Source organism: Microbacterium hydrocarbonoxydans, from assembly GCF_900105205.1.
GTDB lineage: Bacteria > Actinomycetota > Actinomycetes > Actinomycetales > Microbacteriaceae > Microbacterium > Microbacterium hydrocarbonoxydans.
Window position 1 is genome coordinate 2508206 of record NZ_FNSQ01000005.1, and the last position, 25694, is coordinate 2533899.

At 67.1% G+C, this 25694-nt stretch carries 22 protein-coding genes; 4 read left to right on the plus strand and 18 right to left on the minus strand.

Features of this window, described 5'->3' with window-relative positions:
* Positions 1-5: 5 nt before the first annotated feature.
* Genes BLW44_RS17525 through BLW44_RS12485 form a run of 10 tightly spaced genes read right to left on the minus strand, consistent with a single transcriptional unit; the run spans position 6 to position 12493 of the window.
* Positions 6-2201 carry a glycosyltransferase gene (locus BLW44_RS17525; RefSeq protein ID WP_060927286.1) on the minus strand — a complete coding sequence of 732 codons (2196 nt, stop codon included), beginning with the start codon at positions 2199-2201 and terminating at the stop codon, positions 6-8.
* A 13-nt stretch (positions 2202-2214) separates the two neighbouring features.
* On the minus strand, positions 2215-3426 hold the full coding sequence (locus BLW44_RS12445; RefSeq protein WP_060927287.1) for a glycosyltransferase: 1212 nt from the start codon (positions 3424-3426) through the stop codon (positions 2215-2217).
* Complete coding sequence (locus BLW44_RS12450; RefSeq protein ID WP_060927307.1) at positions 3423-4553, minus strand: glycosyltransferase family protein; 1131 nt, start codon at positions 4551-4553, stop codon at positions 3423-3425. Before BLW44_RS12450 ends, BLW44_RS12445 begins: the two co-directional genes overlap by 4 nt.
* The gene (locus BLW44_RS12455; protein ID WP_060927288.1) at positions 4553-5737 is read right to left on the minus strand and encodes a glycosyltransferase; all 1185 of its coding nucleotides are present in this window, start codon (positions 5735-5737) and stop codon (positions 4553-4555) included. The genes BLW44_RS12450 and BLW44_RS12455 overlap by 1 nt, the downstream gene beginning before the upstream one ends.
* A complete protein-coding gene (locus BLW44_RS12460) occupies positions 5734-6807 on the minus strand; it encodes a glycosyltransferase (protein ID WP_060927289.1) in 1074 nt (357 codons plus the stop codon). The genes BLW44_RS12455 and BLW44_RS12460 overlap by 4 nt, the downstream gene beginning before the upstream one ends.
* A 5-nt stretch (positions 6808-6812) precedes the next feature.
* Positions 6813-8594: an ABC transporter ATP-binding protein gene (locus tag BLW44_RS12465; protein ID WP_060927290.1), complete on the minus strand. Its 1782-nt coding sequence runs from the start codon at positions 8592-8594 to the stop codon at positions 6813-6815.
* 46 nt (positions 8595-8640) lie between these two features.
* Positions 8641-9801, minus strand: coding sequence for a glycosyltransferase family 4 protein (locus tag BLW44_RS12470; protein WP_060927291.1), 1161 nt, complete (start codon positions 9799-9801; stop codon positions 8641-8643).
* A 3-nt stretch (positions 9802-9804) separates the two neighbouring features.
* Positions 9805-10791, minus strand: a complete 987-nt coding sequence (locus BLW44_RS12475; protein ID WP_217632053.1) for a Gfo/Idh/MocA family protein — start codon at positions 10789-10791, stop codon at positions 9805-9807.
* Positions 10788-11885: a DegT/DnrJ/EryC1/StrS family aminotransferase gene (locus tag BLW44_RS12480; RefSeq protein ID WP_060927293.1), complete on the minus strand. Its 1098-nt coding sequence runs from the start codon at positions 11883-11885 to the stop codon at positions 10788-10790. Before BLW44_RS12480 ends, BLW44_RS12475 begins: the two co-directional genes overlap by 4 nt.
* Complete coding sequence (locus BLW44_RS12485; RefSeq protein WP_245647425.1) at positions 11882-12493, minus strand: acyltransferase; 612 nt, start codon at positions 12491-12493, stop codon at positions 11882-11884. Before BLW44_RS12485 ends, BLW44_RS12480 begins: the two co-directional genes overlap by 4 nt.
* A gap of 116 nt (positions 12494-12609) precedes the next feature.
* Here BLW44_RS12485 and BLW44_RS12490 point away from each other — a divergent pair, with 116 nt between their 5' ends.
* Both BLW44_RS12490 and BLW44_RS12495 read left to right on the plus strand, forming a co-directional pair.
* Complete coding sequence (locus BLW44_RS12490) at positions 12610-13305, plus strand: glycosyltransferase family 2 protein (RefSeq protein WP_060927294.1); 696 nt, start codon at positions 12610-12612, stop codon at positions 13303-13305.
* Complete coding sequence (locus BLW44_RS12495; protein WP_060927295.1) at positions 13305-13655, plus strand: DUF2304 domain-containing protein; 351 nt, start codon at positions 13305-13307, stop codon at positions 13653-13655. Before BLW44_RS12490 ends, BLW44_RS12495 begins: the two co-directional genes overlap by 1 nt.
* Here BLW44_RS12495 and BLW44_RS12500 read toward each other — a convergent pair.
* From BLW44_RS12500 to BLW44_RS12515, 4 genes are all read right to left on the minus strand, one after another.
* On the minus strand, positions 13639-15522 hold the full coding sequence (locus BLW44_RS12500) for a DUF6541 family protein (RefSeq protein WP_060927296.1): 1884 nt from the start codon (positions 15520-15522) through the stop codon (positions 13639-13641). The genes BLW44_RS12495 and BLW44_RS12500 overlap by 17 nt on opposite strands.
* Positions 15522-16259, minus strand: coding sequence for an ABC transporter ATP-binding protein (locus BLW44_RS12505; RefSeq protein ID WP_060927297.1), 738 nt, complete (start codon positions 16257-16259; stop codon positions 15522-15524). The genes BLW44_RS12500 and BLW44_RS12505 overlap by 1 nt, the downstream gene beginning before the upstream one ends.
* Positions 16256-17194: an ABC transporter permease gene (locus tag BLW44_RS12510; protein WP_060927298.1), complete on the minus strand. Its 939-nt coding sequence runs from the start codon at positions 17192-17194 to the stop codon at positions 16256-16258. Before BLW44_RS12510 ends, BLW44_RS12505 begins: the two co-directional genes overlap by 4 nt.
* 87 nt (positions 17195-17281) lie before the next feature.
* Entirely contained in the window at positions 17282-17992 is a 711-nt protein-coding gene (locus BLW44_RS12515; protein WP_060927299.1) for a cytidylyltransferase domain-containing protein, read from the minus strand.
* Between the two features lie 41 nt (positions 17993-18033).
* Between BLW44_RS12515 and BLW44_RS12520 the strand changes: the two genes are divergently transcribed.
* Positions 18034-18513, plus strand: a complete 480-nt coding sequence (locus BLW44_RS12520) for a GNAT family N-acetyltransferase (RefSeq protein WP_060927300.1) — start codon at positions 18034-18036, stop codon at positions 18511-18513.
* Here BLW44_RS12520 and pseI read toward each other — a convergent pair.
* Genes pseI through pseB form a run of 3 tightly spaced genes read right to left on the minus strand, consistent with a single transcriptional unit; the run spans position 18491 to position 21666 of the window.
* The gene (gene pseI, locus BLW44_RS12525; RefSeq protein WP_060927301.1) at positions 18491-19516 is read right to left on the minus strand and encodes a pseudaminic acid synthase; all 1026 of its coding nucleotides are present in this window, start codon (positions 19514-19516) and stop codon (positions 18491-18493) included. The two genes, BLW44_RS12520 and pseI, sit on opposite strands and share 23 nt — an antisense overlap.
* Positions 19517-19528: 12 nt before the next feature.
* Positions 19529-20662 carry a DegT/DnrJ/EryC1/StrS family aminotransferase gene (locus BLW44_RS12530; protein WP_060927302.1) on the minus strand — a complete coding sequence of 378 codons (1134 nt, stop codon included), beginning with the start codon at positions 20660-20662 and terminating at the stop codon, positions 19529-19531.
* Positions 20662-21666 (minus strand): UDP-N-acetylglucosamine 4,6-dehydratase (inverting), encoded by a 1005-nt coding sequence (pseB, locus tag BLW44_RS12535; protein WP_245647426.1) that lies wholly within the window; start codon positions 21664-21666, stop codon positions 20662-20664. Before pseB ends, BLW44_RS12530 begins: the two co-directional genes overlap by 1 nt.
* A gap of 50 nt (positions 21667-21716) precedes the next feature.
* Here pseB and BLW44_RS12540 point away from each other — a divergent pair, with 50 nt between their 5' ends.
* Positions 21717-22727, plus strand: coding sequence for a PseG/SpsG family protein (locus tag BLW44_RS12540; RefSeq protein ID WP_139305281.1), 1011 nt, complete (start codon positions 21717-21719; stop codon positions 22725-22727).
* Here BLW44_RS12540 and BLW44_RS17530 read toward each other — a convergent pair.
* Positions 22714-25677: an LGFP repeat-containing protein gene (locus BLW44_RS17530; protein ID WP_175473393.1), complete on the minus strand. Its 2964-nt coding sequence runs from the start codon at positions 25675-25677 to the stop codon at positions 22714-22716. The genes BLW44_RS12540 and BLW44_RS17530 overlap by 14 nt on opposite strands.
* Positions 25678-25694 lie beyond the last annotated feature (17 nt).

A 25694-nucleotide genomic window follows, 5' to 3' on the forward strand; every position in this document is an offset into this window, starting at 1 on the left:
GCGAGTCAGCGCTGACGGCCCCTGAGCCTCGACAGCGACGTCGCGGCGAGAACGGATGCGGCGCTCATTCGCAGCCCGCCCTCGCGGTGCAGTGTGGAGGCGATTCCTCGCGCCAGCAGGGACCCCGGTCTGGCACGGTGCTGCCTCCGCTCCACCAGACGATCGAGTTCCTCGGCTGAGGAACTGGGAACCGCGGCGAGATCGAGCAGACGCCGGTCGACCAGCGGCAACGGCTGTTCCGCTCGCGGGGCTGCCGAGCGCAGCGCAGCGATCGCCGCGGCGAGATGCCGCCGATCCTCCTGGCTCCAGCCGGAGCCTCGTCGGTTGTGGATCGCGCCGATGACATTGACGCGGAGGATCTTCGTCACCACCGCGTCGCGCTGCCCCTGAGCGAGTGCCCGGAACGTCGCCGAGGTCAGGAGTCGATGCACGAAACGGAGGTCCTCCTCGACCGGCCTCGCCGTGAGGGAGGTCCGGGAAGCCGCATCGGCGTGTACGAGATATGCGGGCCCCCGGCTGAGAGAGATCGCCCCCGCCTGCGACCAGACCGTGGTCACGTACTGGACGTCCTCGCCGGTCGCCACCGCGGTGTCGAGTCGAAGGTCACCGAAGGTCCGCCGCGAGACGAGTCCCAGCGGTGCACTGCGATAGGACAGACGATCCTTGACCAGATCGAGCCGCCTCGACCGCCAGGGCCTGGTCGGAGGGGTCGGGACCACTCCCCCGCGCGCATGCGCCAGTCTGGGTATGACGGCGTCGGCGCCATCGCGTCGAGCGATGGCGACCCAGGAGTCGATCGCCCCCGCCTCGAGCTCGTCGTCGGAGCCCATGATCGAGGTGAAGCTCGCCCCGGCATGATCGAGGCCCTCATTGAACGGACCAGCGGGCCGGGGCACACCGTCGTGCAATTCGAGAAGCCGCACACGCGGGTCGCCTGTGAGCTCCCCGAGGCGTTGCGCGATGTCCTCCGATGCGATGTTGTGGCACACGACAGTCACTCGAAGAGGCACGTCGTTCATCAGCACGGAGCCGACCGCTCTCCGAATAGGTCGCGAGAGCTGATGAACGGCGATGATCACATCGACCACCGGCCCATCGACGCCGCCCTCCGCTCCCCGCGCGGCCCGGTAGACGGACTCGTAGTCACGCGCGCGCGACGCATCCGAGAAGGCCTCCCGCGCTCGGGCGCCGATATCTTCCTGAGATCGGCCGCGATTGAGGGCGAGGAGTCGCTCGACCGCATCGGCGAACGATCGCGGTGTCCGCTCCTCGACCAGGATCCCGTCGGGCGCCGTGACGAACTCGGTATGGCCGCCTCTGGCGCCCACGACCACCGGTGTCCCCGCGACGAGAGCTTCGGCGATCGCTATCCCGAACGTCTCCGACTCGGTCGGCAGCAGGAAGACGTCTGCCTGCTGCAGGTGCCTGGCCACATCCGCCTTCGGCACCGAACCCGAGAATGTCACGTGTTCGCTCACACCGGTGCGCGCAGCCTCCTGCCGCGCCGATTCACGCAGCGGGCCCTCTCCCACCCAGTCGAGCGACGCATCCATGCCACGCCGACGCAGCTCGGCGAGCGTCTGGATCGCGAGAATCGGTCCCTTGCCGGGAACCAGGTTGCCGACAGCGACGAGCCGTACCCGTGATCCGCTGCGCGGAGCGGTCGATCGCTCCTCCGGGGCGGCGACATGATTCGGGATCACCGCGACCTCGCCCGAACGCACCCGGGAGATGCGACGGGCCAGGGTGCGGCTCACTGCCACGACGCGATCAGGGCGCGCGAGCCCGCGCTCGGTGAGGGGCAGCGTCAGCCGCATCAGGCGGGGCACCGTCTCGGGCGCGAGCAGACCTGACCAGTGCTCGGTGTGCACCCAGGGAACAGTCACTCGCAGGAGGGACATCGGCAGGAGCGAGGACAGCGCCATGGAGTGGACGAGATCGGCGTCCCGCAGCATTCTCCGGATGAGCCGTGAGGCGCGAACCAGTTGATCCGGTCTGGATGGCGACATCGACGACCGCACGATCCGCACCCCGTCGCGGACCTCGCTCGCAGGGGCGGAGGGCGCGTCCGACGGCGGGATGAGGTGAAGGACGGTGACCTCGTTCGACTCCGCCAGCAGCCGCACGTCGTCAGCGACGAACGATCCTGCCCCCGGGGAGCGCGGACTGGGGAACCAGGTCGTCACGACGAGCACGCGCATGATTCCGACGCTATCAGAGGGCGGCGGACGGCTTCTGCGGATCCGGCCGACCGAGGAGCACGCCGGCTGTGGCGCGACTGTTGCGCTCGGAATCGCAGAGCTCTGCCCAGACGTCCCTGCTGTGGAAGCGCTCGCGGAGAGCGAGGACCTCGGAGATGCTCGCGGCAACCTGCTCTGTCCTCGGGTTCGGATCGACCAGTCGTCCCGCCTCCGCCGTGACGATCTCCGATGTCCCGCCGACGTCGGTGGCCACGATCGGGATGTCGAACGACATCGCCTCCATGATCGACACCGGCACGCCCTCTGACTCGCTGAGGTTGATGAACGCGTCGACGTACTCCCGCCCGTAGAAGTCGATCACGTCGTCGTGCGGGGTCTGACCACGAAGCTCCGCCTCGATGCGAGCGCTCCGGACCCGATCCTGGAGCGCGCCGAACTCCGCTCCACCACCGAAATGCACCCAGCGGAGGGCGGTCCCCTGTCCCGCGGCCTCCACGGCCTCGAATATGCGCTCGACCCGCTTCACCGGAATGACATGCGAGCAGCTGACCACGAGACGCGGACGGCCCTCGCCGCGCGGCTCGGGCAGGGCTCCCGGATCCGGTGTGCCCAAGCGGCTGACGACGACGTTCGCACCCGGATGACGCTCGGCGATGTAGTCGCGCGCATGCGCGGACACGGCGAGCACCGCGTCTACGGCGGCGTAGAGGTGTGCGCGGAAAGGGAGGTACCCTGGCGACTCGTAGAGGTCGTAGCGGTGCACGCGCACGAAGGCGCCCTGCGCGCGGTCAACGAGCCACGGGACCGCGAGGCCGCCGCCCAGCCCCCAGAACGAGTACAGGGTGATGTCGGCTCCGTCGTCGAACGACTCGCGCACGCGCCGCCCGGCCGCCATCCGCATCCCCCGGGCGCACGCGGCCGCGAACGCACCGAACTGCGCGGCTCCGACTCCGGCTCGGCGTTCGCTTCTCCAGGCTCGGGCCGCGATCCGCACTCGGCGAGGCGACAGCGCGGCCAGAAGGATCTCTCGCCGGCGGGAAGGGTACAGGTTTCCGCGATAGGTCACGCCTGCGGGCAGGGGCACGCTCGGCGACTCGCCGGCAGTGCAGTTGAAGACGTGGACCTCGTCGAAGGCCTCCACCAAGGCGGCGATCTCGCGCTCGACGAAAGCCGTGTCCCCGTATGCGAACGGGTACTCGTTCGTCAGCAGCACCAGCCGTCTCACGACGTCGTCTCCGAGGGGAGCATCCGATCGACCGCCTCGACCCAGATCCGCTGTTGCTCCTCTGCGGAGAGCGACGCGGCTGCCCGGTCGGCAGCATCCTTGAACCCCTCGACATCTGATGGCACCATCGCATCGAAGATTCGCGTCAGCGAGGCGGCGGAGAAGTCGTCGGCCACGACGCCGAAGCCGTGCGCACGCACGATCGCAGCCATCTCCGGGCTGGGGCCGATCACCACACCGAGTCTTGCCTGGACGAAGTCGAACAGCTTGTTCGGAAGCGCCCACCGGTAGTTGGCGTTGACCGGCGGCAGCACGAACACTCCGATGTCATGGTCGTTGAGTGTCGCAACCAGTTCGTCATAGGGAACGGCGTCATGGACTCGCACGTTCGAGGTCTGATCCGCGCGGACCTTCAGCTCGTTCAGGTAGACGGGATCGTTCGGGGTCAGATAGAGGTCGAGCGTCAGCGGGGTGGTGGACTGCTGCACCGCGTCGAGCATCAGGTCGAGGTGACGGTTGCGGAAGCACGCGCCGCTGTGCACCAGCGCGAGCGGTCGGTGCGTGGGTGTGGGGACGAGATCGGCTCGCGGCGTCGCGTTGGTCACGACCTCAGCAGTGATCCCGAACCGTCGCCGGTACTCCTCCGCGATCCCCGCTGCCACGGTGGTCACGCTCCGAGCACGCGTGACGTGTCGCCGGCAGATCCAGGCCAGGAACGGCGCGACGAACAGTCGCCAGCGCAGCATCTCGCTCTTCTGCGATGGCGCGAACTCGTGCAGGTCGGCATGGACGCCGTACGTCGGATCGAGCGACAGCGCCAGCGGCACAGCATCCACATCGTTGGCGACGATCACATCGAAGGCGGATCCCTCCAACAGCTTCCTGGCCGCGACGATCGCCTCGTTCTGCTCGTAGGCGAGCGCATACCGGCGAGTGAGGAGGAGCCGACGTGAGTAGCGCCAGACCTCTGTGTGCTCGGGAAGGGCGATGTGACGGTGGGCGCCGCGCGGCCGGGGTCCGTACCCGCAGGTCGTCACCTCGAACCGCCCCGAGAACGCCTCCACCTGTTTGCGCACTCGCGCGTCGGCGGAGATGTCGGAGAACGACAGGATCAGGAGCGAGCGCATCAGCGATGACCGGCCTTCGCGGCCAGGGTCGCCACGGCCTCCGTCCACGGCCCCATCGACTCCTCGGCGGACAGCTGGCGCGCGCTCGACGACGCGTTTCGTTTGAAGCGGGCGACATCGACCTCCGTCAGCGCATCGATGCAGGCGGTGAGCGAAGCGGCATCGGGCTCCGCAGTCACCATCCCTATGTCATGGTCACGCACGTACGGCTCCAGCTCGGGAGACGGCCCCACGATGACTCCCAACCGCGCCTGGATGAAATCGAAGAACTTGTTGGGCAGAGCGTGACGATAGCTGAAGTTGGCCGGTGGAAGGACGAACAGCCCCACGTCGTACTCGTTGAGGGTGGCGACCAGGTCCGCGTACGGCACCGGATCGCAGACCCTCACCTTGCCCGTGGTCGCCGCCTTCGCCCGCAGTTCGTCGAGGTAGTCCGGATGGTTGGGGGTCAGATAGAGATCGAGGGTGACGTCGGCAGCGCTCGCCCCGACCGCATCGACCATGAGCCCGAGATCGCGGTTGCGCAGACCCGCACCACTGTGGACGAGGCGGATGGGCTTCGACACCGCGGAAGGCTCGAGCGCGGCGAAGGGTGCGGCGTTCGTCACCAGCGCCGGATGGAAGCCGAACTCCCGGTCGTACTCCGTCGCCAGGCCTCGGCTGACGGTCGATGTGGCTGCGGCCTTCGAGACGTACTTGCGGCAGATCCACCGATAGTACGGCGAGATCCACCGCATCCACGCCGGATTCTCCTCGTGCAGTCGCGGCCAGTACTCGTGCAGATCGGCGAGCACTCCTCCGCTCGGCCGCAGCCGGAGCGCAAGCGGCACCGCCTGGACGTCGTTGGCGATCACCACGTCGAAGCGACGGCTGCGCAGGGCCTGCCATGCGAGCCGAACGCCGGCCAGCCGCCAGTAGGCGAGGCGGTACTGGCGCAGCGAGACGAACCGCCCGTAGGGGTTGTCGACGCGCGCTTCACTCGGCAGCTGCACGTGTCGGACGTCGTCGGAGGGCGACTCCTCATAGCCGCACGTCACGACGTCGTAGGTCCTCGCGAACAGCTCGACCTGCTTGAGCACTCGCGCGTCCCGCCGGATCGGCGAGAACGACAGAATGAGCAGCGACGGCTTCTCGCCGGACCCCACGGGCTCCTCGGCGACGTCGTCTCGAGGCGATGCGATCATCGTCTTCTCCAATTGTCCAGCAGGTAGTGAAGGTAGCGCACGGGAACGGCCTCTCGGTCGACCGCGTTCAGGAGTCGGGCCGGACGCACGACATCCCATCGCGACGCCGCACGGCGGGACGCGATCGCGCGCACGATCTCGTCCGGAGTGGCGCCCGTCGAGACTGCATCCAGCAGGCGGCGATCCGCGCGGGAGAGCGGGACGAAGGACCGCGGGCTGGCCTGCCGAACCCGCCGCACGATGTCCGACACGGCACCGACCCCCGCAGCGTCCCACTCTGCGGCGGACGGGCGGGCGAGAAGCGCATCGAGGACATGGATGCGCAGAAGTTTGACTCCCAGGGACGTCGCCTCGCGGACCGGCAGTGCAGACCACCACTCGCTGCCGAGGAGGTCGGTCACGGCGGCCAGCTGATCGGCCGCCGGCATGGGGGCGAGAGTGACGCGATCCCCGGCATCGGCGCCGATGACGTAGCACGGCAGGTCGCGCATCAGATCGATACGGGCGCCGCTGGTCCACAGCCGGGCGGTCATCGCGATGTCATCACCTGTGCGCAGCCCCTCCGCCAGCGTGGCGCCCGTCTCGCGCAGCACGTCACGCCGGATGAGTGCGAGCGGCGCGGTCCGGTAGAAGAGTCGATCGCGCACGGCATCGAGGCGCCGTGTGCGGCCGAGACGCGGCATCGGGTTCAGGAGACGAGCGCCCTGCTGGTGCCGCAGCGGGACGAGCGCGATGTCAGGCCGCTCGGAGCGCAGATAACGGCTCCAGGCGTCGAGGGCTCCGGGTTCGAGGTAGTCGTCCGATCCCATGATCGTCACGTAGTCGCCGGAGGCGGCATGCACGCCGAAGTTGAAGGGGCCGGCCGGGCTGGGGATCCCGTCGACGAACGCGAGGTAGCGGAGCCGTGTCCCCTCCGCCTTCCCGACGGCTTCCCGGATCTCTTCGATCGGCACCCCGTGGCACACCACCGTCACCCGCGCATCAGCGGACTCCGCGGACTCGAGCACGGAGTGCACGGCCCTCGAGATCGGCCGTCGTGCGTTATGGACGGCGATGACGACATCCAACATGGGTGTCATCTCACGAGACCCGCAAGGCGCGCCTGGACCGCGAACTCGGGAACGGCCGCCACGACTTCGTCGAACCGGCCGACCGCCGCGATACCGCCATCACGCATGAAGCAGATCTGGTCGTGGTCGCGGACGGTCGCCAGACGATGCGCGACCGAGATGAGGGTGACGTCGCCGCGTAGCTTCTGGATCGCATCCGTGACATCGGCTTCGGTCTTCGTGTCGAGCGCACTCGTCGCCTCATCGAGGACGAGAACGAGCGGGTCGCTGTACAGCGCTCGCGCGATGCCGAGACGCTGCCGCTGGCCGCCCGACAGCGACATCCCGCGATCGCCCACACGTCCGTCCATGCCGCCCGGCCGTGCTGCGACGACATCCCACAGCTGTGCGCGCCGCAGCGCATCCTCGACTCGGTCACGGTCCAGCTCCGAGGTCCAGGACAGCGCCACGTTCTGCGCGATCGATCCGTCGAACAGAGCGACGTCCTGCGGGACGTAGCCCACCTTCGAACGCCACGCAGCCATGACATCGTGCAGATTCTGGCCGTCGAGGCGGGCGGATCCCTCGGTCGGTTCGAGGAGTCCGAGGATCAGGTCGACCAGCGTCGACTTGCCTGCGCCGGAAGAGCCCACCAGGGCGAGCGTGCTTCCCATCGGCAGGGTCAGATTGACGCCGCTGAGCGCCGGGACATCCCCGCCGGGGTAGGTGAAGGCCACGTTCTCGAGGATGAGCCGCTCGGGCTCCCCGTCCAGAGGCTCGTGGCCGATCCGCTCCGCCCTCGCGATGTACCCTTCCGCGGCCTTGATGTCGCTGATCACCGCTCTGACATGGGGGACGTTCGACGTCGCCTGGGTGAGAACGGCCTGGAATCCCGTCAGAGAGGGCACGAGGCGGAACCCGGCGACGCCGAACAGCGCGACTGCCGAGACCGCCGACGCCGGACCGCCGACCACCATCGCGAAGCCGCCCACGAGCAGGAACCCTCCGATGAGCGCGGCGTCGAGCACGAATCGCGGGAAGGTCCCGAGGAAGCTGATGTTCGCCCTCGCGCGCGTCGTGTGGATCCGGTTGTCATGCACGACCTTCGCCACGTCGGGAGCCATGTTGCGCAGCGTGATCTCCTTGAGAGCCGCGACCATGTCCGTCATCAGCGATGCGACCTTGAAGGAGTAGTCGCGATTCACCCGTCCCGCCTCGACCGACTTGCGAGACATCCAGAAGTACAGGATGACGGCGATCAGCCCCAGATACACCATCGTGATCAGCGCGGTGAGAGGCTCGGCGACGACCAGCACGGCGATCACCGCGGCCGAGGTGCACAGGAGCTGCGGAAGTCCCAGCACCGGCAGCAGGAAGCCGGACGTGACGTTCGCGATGCCGACGTCGGCGAGGCGGACCAGCTGGGACGTGTTGCGCTTGAGGCGCTCCGTCCACGGTGCGCGGATGTAGGCGTCGAAGAGCCGATCGCCGATCTCGAGTTCGAAGGTGGCGAACCTGCGAGTCGCGAACCACTGCAGCGTGACAGCCAACGCGGACTTCGTGATGATCAGGAGCGACACCGCGAGGATGATCCAGATGTATCCGTCGCTTGTGATGGTGCCGATCACAGGCAGGGTGACATCCGCCTGCTGCACCATCGATGTGACGGAGACGGCGAGCATCATCAGGGCGATGACGTCGAGGAGGGACAGTGCGCACGACACGATCACGTACATCCACAGGAATCTCTGCGCGCGCGAAGGCAGCAATGGCACGATCGATCGCAGCGTGCTCCATATGAGCTTCATCTGCTCCTCACTTTCCGATGCATCATCACTGGGGTTCTTCCGGGTTTCACACTGGCCTCGACTCGGACGCGAGAACGTCCACGGCCCTGGCGGCGACGAGGTCGATGTCGACTGTCTCGGCCGCCCATCGGGCGATCGCCCGACGCTGTTCGATATCCACACGTGACTCGAGACTGCGTCTCATCGCAGCGGTCACGGCAGCGACGTCATAGGGCACGGCGTCACCTGCCGGCGATTCGTCCACGAACCGATGCCCCGGACCGGTACCCGCATAGATCACCGGCGTACCGCAGGCGGCGGACGCGTAGATCTTGGTCGGGAAGGCGAAGTCGTAGCCGCCGCCGGTGCGGACCGAAGCGAGAGAGGCGCAGGCCCCCCGCAACCAGACGGCGACCTGTTCAGGCTCCATCCGGGGCTTCATCACGATACTGCCGTCGGGCAGCCGGCTGGCCACCTCGGCGATGGCATCCCACTCCGCTCCCTGGCCCACGAAGACGAGCCTGGCATCCGGGTTCGTGGCGAGCAGCCGCTCGAATGCGTCGGCGAAGATGATCGCGCCGTGCACTTCGGATGCTGTACCGGCGTACACGAAGTACGGCGCACCGAGGTCGGCCGCTTCGCCCTCGGCACGGAACTGCTCGAGATCGATGCCGTTCCCGACCGTCACCGCATGCGTCGCCAGCCCCCACTCCCCCAGCCGCTCCGTCACGCCCGTGCTGACCGACAGGAGTCGGCGCGCACCTCGCATCGCGAACTTCTCCATCGCACGCACGACGCTCACCACCGCAGACGGGGCACCTGTCATGCGTGCGGCGTCCGACCAGACGTCGGCAGCGTAGTAGACGTAGGGGATCCGGCGTATCGCGCAAACGATACGCACGACGGACCCGGTGGTGGGAGGCGGCTCGACCAGGACGACGTCAGGCCTGCGCCCCGTCAGCAGCCTGAACAGCACGGGGAGGTCGAAACTCATGTACTGCAGGTACCCGCGGACATAGCCCGCCTTGTCACGCAACACGGGGGCACGACGAACCCGGACCCGAGGACCGAGATCGCTGACGACCTGACGGAGAGCCTCCGGCGCCGTACTCGTGAGGACGGTCACCTCGTGTCCTGAGCGTGAGGCGCTGTTGACGACGGCCCGCAGCCGGAAGGATGCAGCACTCGGCTCTGGAGCGAAGATCCTGCTGACGACGGTGAGACGCATCGCTTAGAGCACGACGACGGCGTTACTGCGCGCCGAGTCGAGGGCGGCTTCGACGACCGCGAGCGTTCGCAGCCCCTGAGCCATAGTGACGACGTCGGTCTCATGCCCGAGCACAGCATCGCGGAAGGCCTCATGCTCGACGCGCAGCGGCTCGCGCTTGGCGAACGCGTAGCGCGTGACGTCTCCTTCTGAGACCCCGCGGAACGACGACACAGACTCCCATTCGAGGGGGAACGTGCCATTGGCATAGAAGGTGAGGTCCCCCGTGGAGGTATCGGCGACGAACGCGCCCTTCTCCCCGGTGACCACGGTCAGCCTCTCCTTCATCGGGCTGAGCCAGTTGACGATGTTGTTGACGATCACGCCCGACGCGGTGCGCCCGGTGATCGTGATCATGTCCTCATGCTCCCGGCCGCTCTTGAAGGCGGTCTGGGCGAACACCGTCTCGTAGTCGCTCTGGACGACCCACGCGGTGAGGTCGACGTCGTGGGATGCGAGATCCTTCCCGACCCCGACGTCCGCGATGCGGGCGGGGAAGGGACCCTGGCGCCGGGTGACGACCTGGTACACGGCGCCGAGGTCGCCGGCTTCGATGCGCCGCCTCAGCTCCTGAACCGCCGGGTTGAAGCGCTCGATGTGCCCCACGGCACCCACCAGACCAGCCGAGGTGAATGCGTCGACCATCCGCTGACCGGCGTCGATGCTGTGCGCGATCGGCTTCTCCACCAGCGTGTGGACGCCCGCGGCCGCGAGCTTGAGCGCGGCGTCCTCGTGATACTGCGTCGGCACGGCGACCACGGCGATGTCGATCCCTGCCGCGATGAGCGCGTCGATGTCGGGGAGGATCTCCAGATCCCCGGCGACGCCGTGCGGGTCTCCCCCGGGGTCGGCGATCGCGACCAGGTCGATCCCGTCGATCTCGCGGAGGACGCGTGCGTGGTGGCGTCCCATCATCCCGACGCCGAGGAGACCGGCGCGCAGAGTCATCAGGAACCCGCCTTCGCGACGGCGTTGACGGCGGCGACGATGCGCTCGAGGTCGTCCTGACTCAGCGACGGATGCACGGGCAGCGACGCCACCTCGCGAGCGGCGCGCTCGGTCTCCGGCAGGTCGAGGCCGGGGGCGAAGTGGGTGAGGGAGGGCAGCCGGTGGTTCGGGATCGGGTAGTAGACACCCGCCCCGACGTTGTACTCGCTCTTCAGCGCGGCGACGAAGCCGTCGCGGTCCTCGGGAACCCGGATGGTGTACTGGTGGTAGACGTGAACGGCGCCCTCGGCGACCGGCGGAACCACGACTCCCTGCAGGTTCGCGTCCAGGAACGCCGCGTTCTGCTGACGCTGCCTGGTCCACGCGTCGACCTTGGTGAGCTGAACCCGGCCGATCGCGGCGTGGATGTCGGTCATCCGCGCGTTGAAGCCGATGACCTCGTTCTCGTACTGACGCTCCATGCCCTGGTTGCGCAGGAGCTTCACCTGGCGGGCGAGCTCGTCGGTCGCCGTCGTGACCATGCCGCCTTCGCCGCTGGTCATGTTCTTCGTCGGGTACAGGCTGAACATCGCGAACTCGCCGAAGGAACCGACCGGGCGCCCGTCGAGCGCCGCACCATGAGCCTGGGCGGCATCCTCGTACAGGGCGACGCCGCGCTCGGCTGCGAGAGCCTCGAGTTCGCGCATGCGGGCCGGGTGGCCGTACAGGTGGACCGGGAGGATGCCCTTGGTCTTCGGCGTGATCGCCGCGGCGACGGCCTCGGGATCGAGCGAGAAAGTGTCGGGCTCGATGTCGACGAACACCGGGGTGCCGCCGGTCAACGCGACGGAGTTGCCCGTGGCGGCGAAGGTGAAGGACGGGACGATGACCTCGTCACCCGCGCCCACACCGGCGGCGAGAAGCCCCAGGTGCAGCCCCGCGGTGCCCGAGTTCACCGCGACGGACGGACGACCGGGCACGAAGTGCTCCGAGAACTCCTTCTCGAACGCCGCGACCTCGGGGCCCTGCGCCACCATGCCGCTGCGGAGCACGCGGTCGACGGCCTCGCGCTCCTCGTCGCCGATGATGGGCTTTGCGGGGGGAATGAACTCGCTCACACGGTCTCCTTGGTCAGTTTTCCGTCGGTTTCGAAGAATCGGTCACCCGTGCTAGGGCAGACCCAGGTGTTCTCGGCATCGCCGCGCACCAAAGGCACGCCGGACTCCCCCACCCAGCCGATGCGACGCGCGGGGACACCGGCCACCAGGGCGTACGCGGGAACGTCCTTCACCACGACAGCACCGGCCGCGACAGTGGCCCAGGCGCCGATCGTCACGGGAGCGACGCAGGTCGCACGGGCGCCGATGGCGGCGCCCCTTTCGATGGTGACTCCGACGGGCTCCCAGTCGTGCGCGCTCTTGATGGTGCCGTCGGCGTTGATCGCACGCGGATAGGTGTCGTTGGTCAGAACGACGGCCGGCCCGATGAAGACGCCGTCGCCGAGCTTCGCCGGCTCGTACACGAGTGCGTAGTTCTGGACCTTGCAGTTGTCGCCCATGACGACCCCGGTGCCGATGTAGGCGCCGCGCCCGACGATGCAGTTCGCACCGAGCCGGGCGTTCTCGCGCACCTGCGCGAGGTGCCAGATGGACGAACCGTCACCGATCGTGGCGTCGGTGGAGACATCTGCGGAGTCGACGATCCGCACTCGAGAGAACTCTGCCACTTCACACGCTTCCTGCGCCGCCGCCGCAGGGCAGGCGCAGGGGAAAGTCTATCGGCTGAGGCGGCCACACCTGATGAATGGCCGAGAGCGGCCATGCGCCCTGTCAGAATGGTGTCATGCGTGAAACACCGAGCGGGTCCGTGCCGGACAGCACATCCTGGATCGTCATACCGCTCTACAACGAGGCGAGCGTCATCGGCGACGTCATCATGAACCTCCGGCCGCGCTTCACGCACATCGTCTGCGTCGATGACGGCTCGACCGACGGTTCTCCCGAGGAGGCGGCGCGCGCCGGAGCGCACGTCGTCCATCATCCGGTGAACCTCGGTCAGGGAGCAGCGCTCCAGACCGGGATCGAGTACGCCCTGACCCACGATTCCTGCGAGTACATCGTGACCTTCGACGCCGACGGCCAGCATCGTGTCGAGGATGCCGTGGAGATGCTCGAGACCGCACGCTCCGAGGGGGCTGCGATCATCTTCGGCTCGCGTTTCCTGGACGACCGCACGAATCCGGGATGGCTCAAGAAGGTCGTGCTGAAGACGGCGATCCGTGTGACCAACCTCACCACCGGGATGAAGCTCACCGACGCGCACAACGGACTCCGCGTGATCCGACGCGATGCGGCGGATCAGATCGACCTCAAGCAGGACCGCATGGCGCACGCGACCGAGATCGTCCTCGAGCTCGGTCGCACAGGTCTTCCATGGCGCGAGCACCCCGTCGAGCTGCTGTACACCGACTACTCGAAAGGCAAGGGGCAGAGCGTGCTCAACTCCATCAACATCCTGGTCGACCTGGTGGTGCGCTGATGTGGGTCCAGCTGCTGCTCATCGCAGCCATCGTCATCCTCGGACTGGTCGTCATGCGCCGCACAGGCGCCGACAGCCACCTGGCGATCCGCCGCATCCTCATGATGCTGTTCATCATCGCCGCGGTCCTGTCGGTGCTCTTCCCGCAGTGGCTCACCTGGGTGGCGTCGCTGATCGGCGTCGGGCGCGGGACGGACCTGCTCTTCTATGCCCTGGTCGTGATGTTCCTCACCTTCGTGTACACCCAGTATCGGAGGAACCTGGCCATGCAGCGTCAACTCACGCTCCTGGCACGGAAGATCGCTCTGCTCGACGCGGAGAACGACGAGCGCGCTACTCGCAGCCGGTGACCCGGTAGAGCGTGGCGTCGCCGACGCTCTCGACCTCGGTCAGGAGTGCCGAATCGCCGAGGTGATGCAGGCCATCGAAAGTCGTCCAGTGATTCTCGAAGAGCTGGCGGTCACCGAAGTCCAGCACGTGCGTCACACCGAGCCTGTCGACCGCGTCGCACACCTGATCTCCACCCGCGGCGAAGTCGCGGGCGAGCAGGTCGGCATCGGCTCCGTATCGCCCGGTGACGTGAGGGAACACCACGTCATGTCCGGTGTAGGCGAAGAGCAGCCCGGCCCCCGTGAGGGGGTCGCCGAGCACGATCGAATCGTCGTCCAGGTCGTCGCCGATCTCCTCGAACAGCGCGGCTTCGTCGGAGGACAGTCCCTGTGACTGCGCAGTGAAGAGGTAGCTGGAATTGCGCATGTACGACAGATCGTTGGCCAGGGCCGGCAGGTGACTCGCCGCCCCGAGCGCGAGCAGAGCGCCGACGACGACGGACGTGGCGCGTGCGCCACCGATCCAGCGCTCATGGAGCCACCCCGCGACGACAGCGGCCCCGAGGCCGGCCAGAGGGATGCCCCAGACCGCGAGCAGCGCCCCCACCCTGGTCGTGTCGTCGTACCAGACCCCCACGGCGAGGCTGCGGAGAGACAGGATCGGGAACCATGCCGACGCGAGATAGAAGGCGATCGACACGCCGCCGGCGAACAGCACCCACCACTGACGGTCCTTCACGACCCGCCAGATCCCGATCGCAGCGAGAGGCCCGAGCAGAAGACCTGCGGTTCGGCCGACCGGACTGAGCAGCGCGACCTCGCCCAGCGCCTGCCCCATGGTCTCGTTGGGAAGCCATTCGTGAGTCGTCACATTGGCGCGGATCCAGATGAACGCGATCACTCCGCAGAGGGCGATCACACTCACCGCGATCAGAGCCCTACGACGCGGCGAGGCCGAGGGCCACGGCCGCACGATCATCCAGAGCACGAAGGGAAGGCCGAGCGCGACGCCGCCCAGGAGCGAGGACGGATGCGCGGCCGCCGAGGCGCCACCCGCGGCGACAGCGACGAGGATCGACAGAGCTCGGCCTGATGCAGACTGCCCCGACCGGAATGCGCCGATGAGGAAGGCGAGGAACACCGGGATCAGCACGTTGCCCAGCAGGTTCGGGTACAGGACGCCCCAGGTGAGGAACCCGAGCGGGAAGACGCTGAATCCGAAGGCCACAAGCGGTGCCCAGACCGCGGCCATCGGGTGGCGCGGGAAGACCGCGGCGGCCAGGCACGCGAGCGCCACAGGCCAGATGACGGCGATCACCGCGACCGTGACGACGTTGGTGGCGGCGACCACGCCGCCCGACACAGGGACGACCAGCGCGACGATCGCATGCCAGAGGGTGGGATAGATCCCCGACGTCGACCCCGGGGTCACCATCGTCATATGCAGCGGAGAGGCATCCGCATTCCGGACGATGAACTCGACGGCGTTCAAGTGGAACAGACCGTCGTAGAGCTGGCTGGGATGCGACGGGTCTGCGATGCCGACGATCACGACGGCAGTCCACACCGCGAATGCTCCCGCCAGGGCGATCCAGATGGCACGAGGAGTGCGGCCGGCTGCGCCTTCGTCATGATGATCGAATCGGCGCAGCACCACTGCCACGATCGTGACGATCGCCGCCACGAGCGCCACCGGCAGCGGAGACCACCCCATGAACCACGGAGCGATGACGCTCGCTGCGGCGACGATCGCCATCGACAGGGCGATCGCAGCACCGAGGCGCAGCAGTGCGGTCGTGCGCAGGCACAGAGCGGCCGGCAGCCCCGGGAGGATCAGGATCGCGATCGCCGTGACCAGCGCGGGGATCTCGCCGATCCACGCTGACATCAGGCGTCCACCAATGCGATCGCGCCCTCGACCTCGCCGTCGTAGACGACCTCGCCCTTGTTGATCACGATGCCTCGCGTGCAGAGCTCGCGCACCATCTCCATGTCGTGGCTGACCACCACCAATGTCTTGCCCTGCGCGATGAGCTCCTCGAACTTGAGGCGGCACTTCTCCCTGAACGGCGCGTCACCGACCGACAGGATCTCGTCGACCAGCAGCACGTCGAGCTCGACGTGGATCGCGACCGAGAAGGCGAGACGCATGAACATGCCGGAGGAGTAGTGCTTGACCTCCTGGTCTATGAACTGCTCGATCTCGCTGAACGCCACGATCTCGTCGTAGCGCGCCTCGATCTCGTGGCGCTTCATGCCGAGGATGGCAGCGTTCAGGAAGACGTTCTCGCGACCGGAGAGCTCAGGGTGGAACCCTGCCCCGACCTCGATGAGGCCCGCGACTCGACCGCGGGTCAGAACCTCGCCGTCGTCCGGCTCCATGACGCCGGAGATGAGCTTGAGGAGCGTCGACTTCCCCGACCCGTTGAAGCCGAGGATCGCGACCGACTCCCCCTCGCCGATGACGAGGTCGAGACCCTTCAACGCCTCGAACTCGCTGGTGAGCTTGCGTCGTTTGATCCAGGCGACGACCGTGTCCTTCAGTGAGAACGCGTGGTTGAGGGTGAAGCGCTTGCGAACCCCGTCGATGATGATGCTCGGCTTATGCGCCGTCTGCTCGCTCATAGGTCTTGTGCGAACCTTCCTTCGAGGCGCCGGAAGACGAACTGTCCGAACAGCAGGGTGGCGACGGCGATGAGGAACGTCCACAGCGTGTTCCACGCCAGTCCCGGTGGAATGTCGATCATCGCCTCGCCGGCGTATCCGGCGGCGGTGACCATCCCCTCCGTCGCCGGTCGCCAGAAGGCGTAGTGGAAGAGCTCGACGCCCTGCGTGATCGGATTCAGAAGGTAGACCTCGACGATCCACTGCGGCCAGCCGAGCGTCTTGACGACCGCATCCTGCACCTGCACCCATCCGTACAGGACAGGGGATGCCCAGGTGGCGAGAAGCAGCATCAGCTCGACGATGTTCTCCGCGTCCCGGAAGCGCACGTTGACCGCTCCGAAGAAGAGGCCGAGACCCAGACTGAACACCATCACGATGATCATCCCCGCGAGGATCGCGAGGATCGAGACGATGGAGATGTGCGTGATCCAGCCGAGCAGGAGGCACACGACGAGGAGCAGACCGACCTGCGGCAGGAAGTGCACGAAGGCGACGATGATCGCCGAGACGGCGAAGAGCTGGCGAGGGAGGAACACCTTGCGCACGAGCGGAGCATTCCCGACGATCGAGGTCGTCGCGTTCTTGAATCCCTCGGAGAACAGATTGATCACGACGATGCCGGAGAACAGATAGACGGCATAGTTCGGGATGCCGCGATCCAGGTTCATGAACAGTCCGAGGACCACCCAGAAGACGAGGAACTGCGCCGCCGGACGCACATAGGACCAGGTCCAGCCCAGCACCGAGTTGCGGTATCTCGTCGTCACCCCGGTGCGCACCAGCAGGTTCAGCAGATACCGCCAGCGCACCACGTCGATGAGACCGCGGCTCTTGCCGGGGGTTTCGAAGTCGGAACGCGGGACGGCGGCGAAAAGATCTCGGGTATCAGTCACGGGCCCACTCACTAGGCGGCGGCGACGGGTGTCGCCGCAAACCTCTGTATTCTATGGCAGTCGCCTGAGACTGGGCGACGGAGACGCTCACGACACGTCTTGCTCGCGGAGGACGAGATCCGGATGCGTCTCGAGCAGACCCACCACCTGCTCCTGACCGAACGCCGCGTCGGTGTCGTGGAGATGCGAATATACGGTGCGCGCGAACTCGAGGTCGGCCGGGTGATCCACCGTCCACCGCAGTTCCGAGCGATCGATCGGCTGCGTCACCGAGCGCAGTCGGAACAGTTCGGGGCGCCGATAGATGCCCAGGGTGACATGCTCGCGCTCATCGGCCGCGACCGCCGACCCGTCGACCGCGCGCAGGGCATCGGCGCGGAACACCTCGACATCCAGTCCCCGAGGATAGGTCCGCTGGAGGGTGTTGGCCGTGTAGTCCGCTCCCCCGTCCAGGTGCGCGCTGATCACCTCGTCGATGACCCGAGGATCGCACAGGACGTTGTCGCCCGTCAGGCGGACGACGGTCTCGTCGTCGAACCGGTCGAGCACCTGGATGAACCGCGTCAGCACGTCATCGAGCGGGCCGCGCTGAACGACGTAGCCGGCGTCGGAGACCACGCGAGCCAGCGCATCGTCGGACGGGTCGTCAGAGGTGGCCAGCACGATCCGGTCGATCAGGGCGGACCGGGAGATGCGCTCGAGCGCCCTCAGAATGAGGGGCGTGCCGAGGATCGGCGAAAGCACTTTGCCCGGCAGACGATGAGAACTCGTCCGGGCCTGGAGGATCGCGAGCACCATCGTTCCATCCTATTCGGGACCTGCTGGCTAAGCTGGGAGGCGTGATCATCGTCCGCCCCGTTTCTCTCGACGACGCCGATGTGCTCCTCGAATGGCGTAATGATCCTGCGACGCGAGCGGCGTCGCTCAGCACCCAGCCGGTCGACCGCGACGCCCACGTCGAGTGGCTGATGCGCGCGATCGCCGATCCGCGTCGCACGCTGTACATCGGCGAGCTGGAGGGCACGGCCATCGGGACGATTCGCTTCGACGCGGAATCGGACACCGATGTTGAGGTCAGCCTGACCGTCGCTCCGCGCCAGCGCGGCAAACGGCTCGCCGGCCCTCTGCTGAAGGCGGGACTCGCCCTGTTCAGCGGCGACGCGGCGCAGAATCAGCGGATCACGGCGCGCATCCGCGAAGAGAACGCCGCGAGCAGGGCGCTCTTCACCTCCGCCGGGTTCGTGGAGCTCGGCAGCGCCGACGGCGTCCTGACGTACGCGCTGCCTCCGCGCGAGGTCAGGACAGAAGCTCCCAGCTGAGCGCGGTGCCGACCGTCGCGTCCGTCGCGAATGTCCGTCCGATGACCCGCGAGAGCTCTGCCGGAGGAAGACCGCCCGCAGGGCGCACGCTGCGCACGTTCGCGTCCGTGACCAGATCTCCCGCTGCCACATCGACGGTCACGTAGAGAGACGGACGCAATCTCAACGACTCCGCCTCCGCCCCTGTCGCCCAGACATGAGCCGAGCCCAGAGCGCGAGCGGCGGCGTCGCATCCATCGACGAGCAGACGGAGTTCGGCGGGCTCCAAAGAGAACGCGGAGTCCACGCCGCCGTCGCTTCGTCGCAGCGTGACGTGCTTCTCGATCACGGTCGCACCGAGCGCTGTCGCGGCGATCGACACACCGACGCCCATCGTGTGGTCGGACAGCCCGACCTTCACCCCGAACATCTCGGCCATGACCGGGATACGCCTGAGATTGGCGTCGTCGGGCTCGGCCGGATACGAGCTGGTGCACGCCAGCAGCGTCAGGTCCTCGCAGCCGCCACGACGCGCGGCCTCCACAGCGGCAGCGACCTCGCCGATCGTGGCCGTGCCGACAGAGAGGATGACCGGCTTCCCGGTGGCACTCACCTGCTCGATCAGCGGAAGATCGACGATCTCGAGCGACGCGATCTTGTACATGGGCACCTCGAGCTTCTCGAGGAACTCGACGGCGGTCTCATCGAACGGGGTGCTGAACGCCTGCATGCCCAACTGCTTCGCGAGCTCGAAGATCGGCTCGTGCCATTCCCAGGGAGTGTGCGCTTCCTGGTAGAGCTCGTGCAGAGTCCTGGACCCCCACAGCGCGTGTCCCTCGCTCACCCGGAATGCCGGCGAGTCCACATTCAGCGTGATCGTGTCCGCCGTATACGTCTGGATCTTGACTGCGTGCGCGCCCGCGTCGGCCGCCGCACGCACGATGTCGAGCGCCCGCTCCAGGGAGCCGTTGTGGTTGCCGGAGATCTCGGCGATGATCATCGGACTCTGGACCGTCTTCGTCATGTTGTGTCTCTCTCAGGCGAGGATCGATCGCACGGCGTCGATCACGCGATCCTGGTCGGCAGCGGAAAGGTTCGCGTACATCGGCAGCGAGATCTCCTCGCTGTAGTAGCGTTCCGCCACCGGGCACAGCCCGCGACGATAACCGAGGTCCTCGTAGTAGGGGTGCCAGTACACGGGGATGTAGTTCACCTGCACCAGGATCCCCTGTGCACGCAGCCGGTCGAACACCTCTCGGCGGCGGCCGTCCTGCACCCGGATGGGGAAGAGATGCCACATCGGGTCGACGTGCTCTCTCTTCGTGGGCAGGCGGAGTCCTTCCACGCCCCCCAACCCCTCGACGTACCGGTCGAAGACTCGGGAGCGGGACGCCTTGAACTCCTCGAGCCGTCGCAGCTGGCTCAGACCCAATGCGCACAGGACGTCGGGAAGACGATAGTTGAGCCCGAGCCGATGGATCTCCTGATGCCAGGCGCCCTCGTCCGGATTGCGCTGCAGCTCCGGATCCCGCACGAGTCCATGGCTCCGGAAGGCCCTCGCCGCGCCCAGGAGCGCTGCGTCGTCCGAGACCACCGCTCCCCCCTCGGTGGTCGTGAGGTTCTTGGTCGGGAAGAACGAGTAGGTGGTGAGGTCGGCGAGCGATCCGACGGGTCGGCCGTGATAGGTCGATCCGATCGAGTGCGCGGCGTCCTCCACGAGCAATGCTCCGACCGAGCGCGCGATCGGAAGCAGCGCATCGATCTCGGCGGGATGTCCGGCGAAGTCCACCGCGGCCACCGCCGCGGTCCGCTCGGTCGCCAGGGCGGTGACGGCATCGGGATCGATGTTGCCGGTATCCTCCTCGACGTCGGCGAACACGATCTCGGCGCCGAGCAGGGAAGCAGTCGAGGCGGTCGCTGCGAACGTGAGCGCCGGCACGATCACCTGGTCACCCGACGACACACCCGCGGCGGCGTAGGCGGTATGCAGTGCAGCCGTCCCGCTCGTCACCGCAACGGCTCCCTGGGAACCGGCGACTGCAGCGATCTGCCGTTCGAACTCCGCGACGGTGGGTCCGGTGGTGAGCCAGTCCCCGCGAAGTGCCGCTGCGACAGCCTCGATGTCCGACTCGTCGATGGACTGATGTCCGTACGGAATCGAATTCGTCACTAGTCCAGCGTCTCCAGGATGTCGCGGATTCCCTGCGCATCGAGCCACAGGTCATTGCTGTCGGACTGATAGGCGAAGCCCTCGGGGAGCTCGGTCCCTTCCGGCGCGGTGAAGCCCCAGTTCGCGATCGTCGGCAGCACGACATACCGGTCGCCCAGCCGCAGCGTGCGCCTCGCGTCGTCGAGACTGATCATCTCCTCGTGCAGCTTCTCGCCGGGTCGGATGCCGATCTCGTAGGTCTCGGCCCCTGGTGCGATCGCCTCGACGAGGTCGAGGATCTTCATGCTGGGGATGCGGGGGACGTAGAGCTCCCCACCCTGCATCTGATCGAAGGAGTCGACCACGAACTGGACGGCTTGAGGAAGCGTGATCCAGAATCGTGTCATCCGCGCGTCGGTGATCGGCATCGGCTTGCCTTCGGCAGCGAGTTTGCGGAAGAACGGGACGACGGAGCCGCGGCTGCCCATCACGTTGCCGTAGCGGACGACGCTGAACCGCGTCACGTAGCTGGCCGCGTAGTGGTTCGCCGACTGGAACAGCTTGTCCGCGGCGAGTTTCGTGGCGCCGTAGAGGTTCAACGGGCTGGAGGCCTTGTCGGTCGACAGGGCGACGACCTTCTTGACGCCTGCGTCGATGGATGCCTCGACGACGTTCTGGGACCCGACGACGTTCGTCTTCACGTATTCGAACGGGTTGTACTCTGCCGTGTCGACCTGCTTCAGCGCGGCCGCGTGCACCACGTAGTCGACCTCGTGCATGGCGCGGCGAAGCCGATCCTGGTCACGGATGTCGCCGATGAACCACCTCAGACGAGGGTCGTCCGCGAAGAGCTGCCGAGCCTCGTACTGCTTGAGCTCATCCCGGGAGTAGATGACGATGCGACGCGGATCCAAGTTATCCAACGCGTATCTGATGAAGGCTTTTCCGAATGATCCGGTCCCGCCGGTCACGAGAATCGATGAGCCCTGCAAAATGCTGATGATGGTCCTCCAAGTCCGAGACATAGCAATCCAGCGCACGCAGTCGCGGATAGCCGGCCAATAGGATCTTACTCGTGAGGTGCTTGATACGCGCAGACGCCGGCGAGGCGACCGGCACCGGACACGTGATGCGGTGTCTCACGATCGCCGAAGAGCTCAAGGCGCGAGGGCATGAGGTGGTCCTCCGGGGCTCCTTCGGGATGATCCAGTGGCTCCTCGCTCGGATCGCCGAAGTCGGCGTCGAGACGCAGGCTGAAGACTTCGGCTGCCTCAGTACCGACGAGCGCGACTACGACGGGATCGACGTCATGATCGTCGACTCCTACGTCCTTCCCTCCGGCGACATCACGCGTGTGAACCGCTCGGTTCCGACTCTGGCTGTGGTGGACGGGGACGCACGCGGAATCGACGCCGCCGCGTATCTGGACCAGAACCTGGGTGCCACGGGTGAGGGACTCAGCGCTCGACAGCGGACGCGGCTGCTCGCGGGTGCGCGTTATGCACTCGTCCGGCGGGAGATCAGGGATCTGCATCGTCCTGCCCCCCGCCCCATCGCCGATCCCAAGCGCATCTGCGCTTTCATGGGAGGCAGCGACCCCACAGGGGCGATGGTCGTGGTCGCGCGTGCTCTCGCTGCACTCCCTGGCGGCTTCCAGATCGACCTCGTCGTCACCGATCGCTGGCGTTCGGCCGTCACGGCGGCGGCCGGAGAGCACGTCCGACTCCACCATCCGACGCCCCGGCTGCCGGACCTGCTCGCACGCGCAGACGTCGTGATCTCGGCGACGGGCACGAGCGCGTGGGATCTCTGCACGATGGGTGTGCCGACGATCTTCACGACCGTCGCGGAGAATCAGCGTGCCGGGTACGAGGCGCTGCTTCAGCGGGGTCTCGCGCTCGGAGTCGACCTCGAGCACGATTCCTCGGCGGAGAGATCACTGGTCGACGCCGTCTTCAGGCTCATCGAGGATGAGCCGTTGCGCCATAGCCTGTGGGCCGCGTGCGCAGAAGCCTTCGACGGACGCGGACCCGAGCGGGTCGCCGACGCCGTGGAGCGCCTGGCGCTGCGACTCACCCCTTCCTGACGATCGTCACCTTGCCCGCGCCGCTCACCGTGATCGTGCCGTTCTGGAACGACTGCGAGCACCCGCCACCAGCCAGGCCGCACTTCTGCTCACCCGTCGGCCACCCCAACGCACCGGCGACACCACCGGCAGCACCATGCGCCGTCCGGATCGCGCCCGTCATCAGGAACGCACCACTGGGACCCGCGTTCACCAGACCACCCGCGAACGACTGCGCCGTGCCACCACCATTGGCAGACACCGACACCGTGTCACCCAACGGATAACCCAACGCCCCCGACGGACCACCCTTCGCACCGTAATAGTCCGCACCCGCCCCCGCACGAACGATCCGAGCCTTCCCGCCCACGAGATAGATCGTGCCGTGCTGGAACGACTGCGAGCACCCGCCACCGGCCAGGCCGCACTTCTGCTCACCCGTCGGCCACCCCAACGCACCGGCGACACCACCGGCAGCACCATGCGCCGTCCGGATCGCGCCCGTCATCAGGAACGCACCACTGGGACCCGCGTTCACCAGACCACCCGCGAACGACTGCGCCGTGCCACCACCATTGGCAGACACCGACACCGTGTCACCCAACGGATAACCCAACGCACCCGACGGACCACCCTTCGCACCGTAATAGTCCGCACCCGCCCCCGCACGAACGATCCGAGCCTTCCCGCCCACGAGATAGATCGTGCCGTGCTGGAACGACTGCGAGCACCCGCCACCGGCCAGGCCGCACTTCTGCTCACCCGTCGGCCACCCCAACGCACCGGCGACACCACCGGCAGCACCATGCGCCGTCCGGATCGCGCCCGTCATCAGGAACGCACCACTGGGACCCGCGTTCACCAGACCACCCGCGAACGACTGCGCCGTGCCACCACCATTGGCAGACACCGACACCGTGTCACCCAACGGATAACCCAACGCCCCCGACGGACCACCCTTCGCACCGTAATAGTCCGCACCCGCCCCCGCACGAACGATCCGAGCCTTCCCGCCCACGAGATAGATCGTGCCGTGCTGGAACGACTGCGAGCACCCGCCACCGGCCAGGCCGCACTTCTGCTCACCCGTCGGCCACCCCAACGCACCGGCGACACCACCGGCAGCACCATGCGCCGTCCGGATCGCGCCCGTCATCAGGAACGCACCACTGGGACCCGCGTTCACCAGACCACCCGCGAACGACTGCGCCGTGCCACCACCATTGGCAGACACCGACACCGTGTCACCCAACGGATAACCCAACGCCCCCGACGGACCACCCTTCGCACCGAAGTACTCCGAGATGTCGCCGACGACATACTTCCCGGCGGTGTCGCTGAGGTACGCGGTCCCGTGCTGGAACGTCTGGGAGCATCCGCCACCGGCCAGGCCGCACTTCTGCTCACCCGTCGGCCACCCCAGCTGTCCGGAGACACCGCCTGCGCGGCTGTGAGCCTTCCTGATCTCGCCGACGACGGCGTAGACGCCGGCGCCGCTCATGCTGACTGCGCCATTGGCGAATGCCTGCTCCTTGCCTCCGCCGCTCGCCGCGGACGAGACCAGCTTCGAGGTCGGGATGCCGAGAACGCCCTTCACCCCTCCGGAGGCGTTGTATGTCTTCAGCACCGAAGCGTCCGTGACCGACAGCGCTCGTCCGCCGACCTCCGAGATCACAGCGTTCTGGAACGTCTGCACGCATCGGTCCGTCCCGCTGGCACAGGTCTTCTCGGAGGTGGGCCAGCCCGCCGATTCACGGACGCCGCCGAGTGCGCCGTGCTCCGTCCGTGTGAGCCCGCTCAGCGAGAAGATCCCGCTCGGGCCGGCGTTGACCAGCACCTTGGTGAAGGACTGCGCCGTACCGCCACCGTTCTCTGTGACGGTGACGACCGCCGAGTTCGGATATCCGACCTTGGACACGCCGCGCGAGATCGCCCACTTCGCGATCGCTCCCTTGGCGAGGATGAGCGGTTTGCCCTTCTGCCAATAGGCGATCACATTCTGGAACACATGACCGCACACCGCGGCACCACTGCACTTGGGCGCGTCGAGACGGTTGCCCCAGGAGCCCTTGAGCCCACCGGCAGCCGCCCAGGCGGCGCTGATCGCCTGAGAGCCCTCGCCGACCTGACTCGACTGCGTCGAGCCGAACCAGTCCGTGAAGTAGTTGTAGAAGTTGCGGTTGCCGTAGGCCGAGCAGCTGTCACCCAGGCCGTAGCCTGCACGCAGCGCTGCCGCGTTGGGCTGGTACGGCGTGTAGTAGTAGAGAGCCGCCGTCGCCTTGTTCGCGACGTACACGCGTCCGGAGCCGCACGAGGCGTTCGGGTTGTAGAGGATGTTCCAGGTGTTCCCCGGCGCGTACCACTGGAACCACTTTCCCTCCATGTAGATCTGCATCTGCCGCGCGGCGCCATAGATCTGGTGGAAGAATCCGACGAAGTTCGGGTCGCAGGGAGCGGTGTCAGGGCAGCCCTGACCCAGCGCGATGTTGTATCGCCAGGCGCTCGGCCAGGTGTGCGTGATCAGCCCCTGCTCCTTCTGGAGCATCACGATCAGGACCTGCGGGTTGATGTTGCAGGACTGAGCGACCCGATAGATGATCCGGGCGGCTGTCTCGTTCGCCGCTCCCGTGTATCCGTTGCAGTACGCATCGGCTTGACGCGTCACCGAGGTGATCTTGAAGTCCTTCAGGCAGACGTAGCCGCTCTGACACTTCGACACCTTGCTGGTGAAGAAGCTCTGGATCTGCGCCTGGGTCATCGTGTTCTTGTTCGTGAACACCGCGTCGCTGATGATGTTGCCCGCGCTGAACCCCGCGAGGGTCGTCTTCACCTCGCGCGCCTGGACGGAGCCTGACGACGCCGCGATGGCGGCTGACGATGCCGGGGAGGCGGCTGAGGCGGAGGCAGCGGGAACGGCGACACCGACCACGAGCGCCGCGGTTGCGACGATGGTGGCGAGGATTCGGGGCATCCTCATGGTGTTTCGAG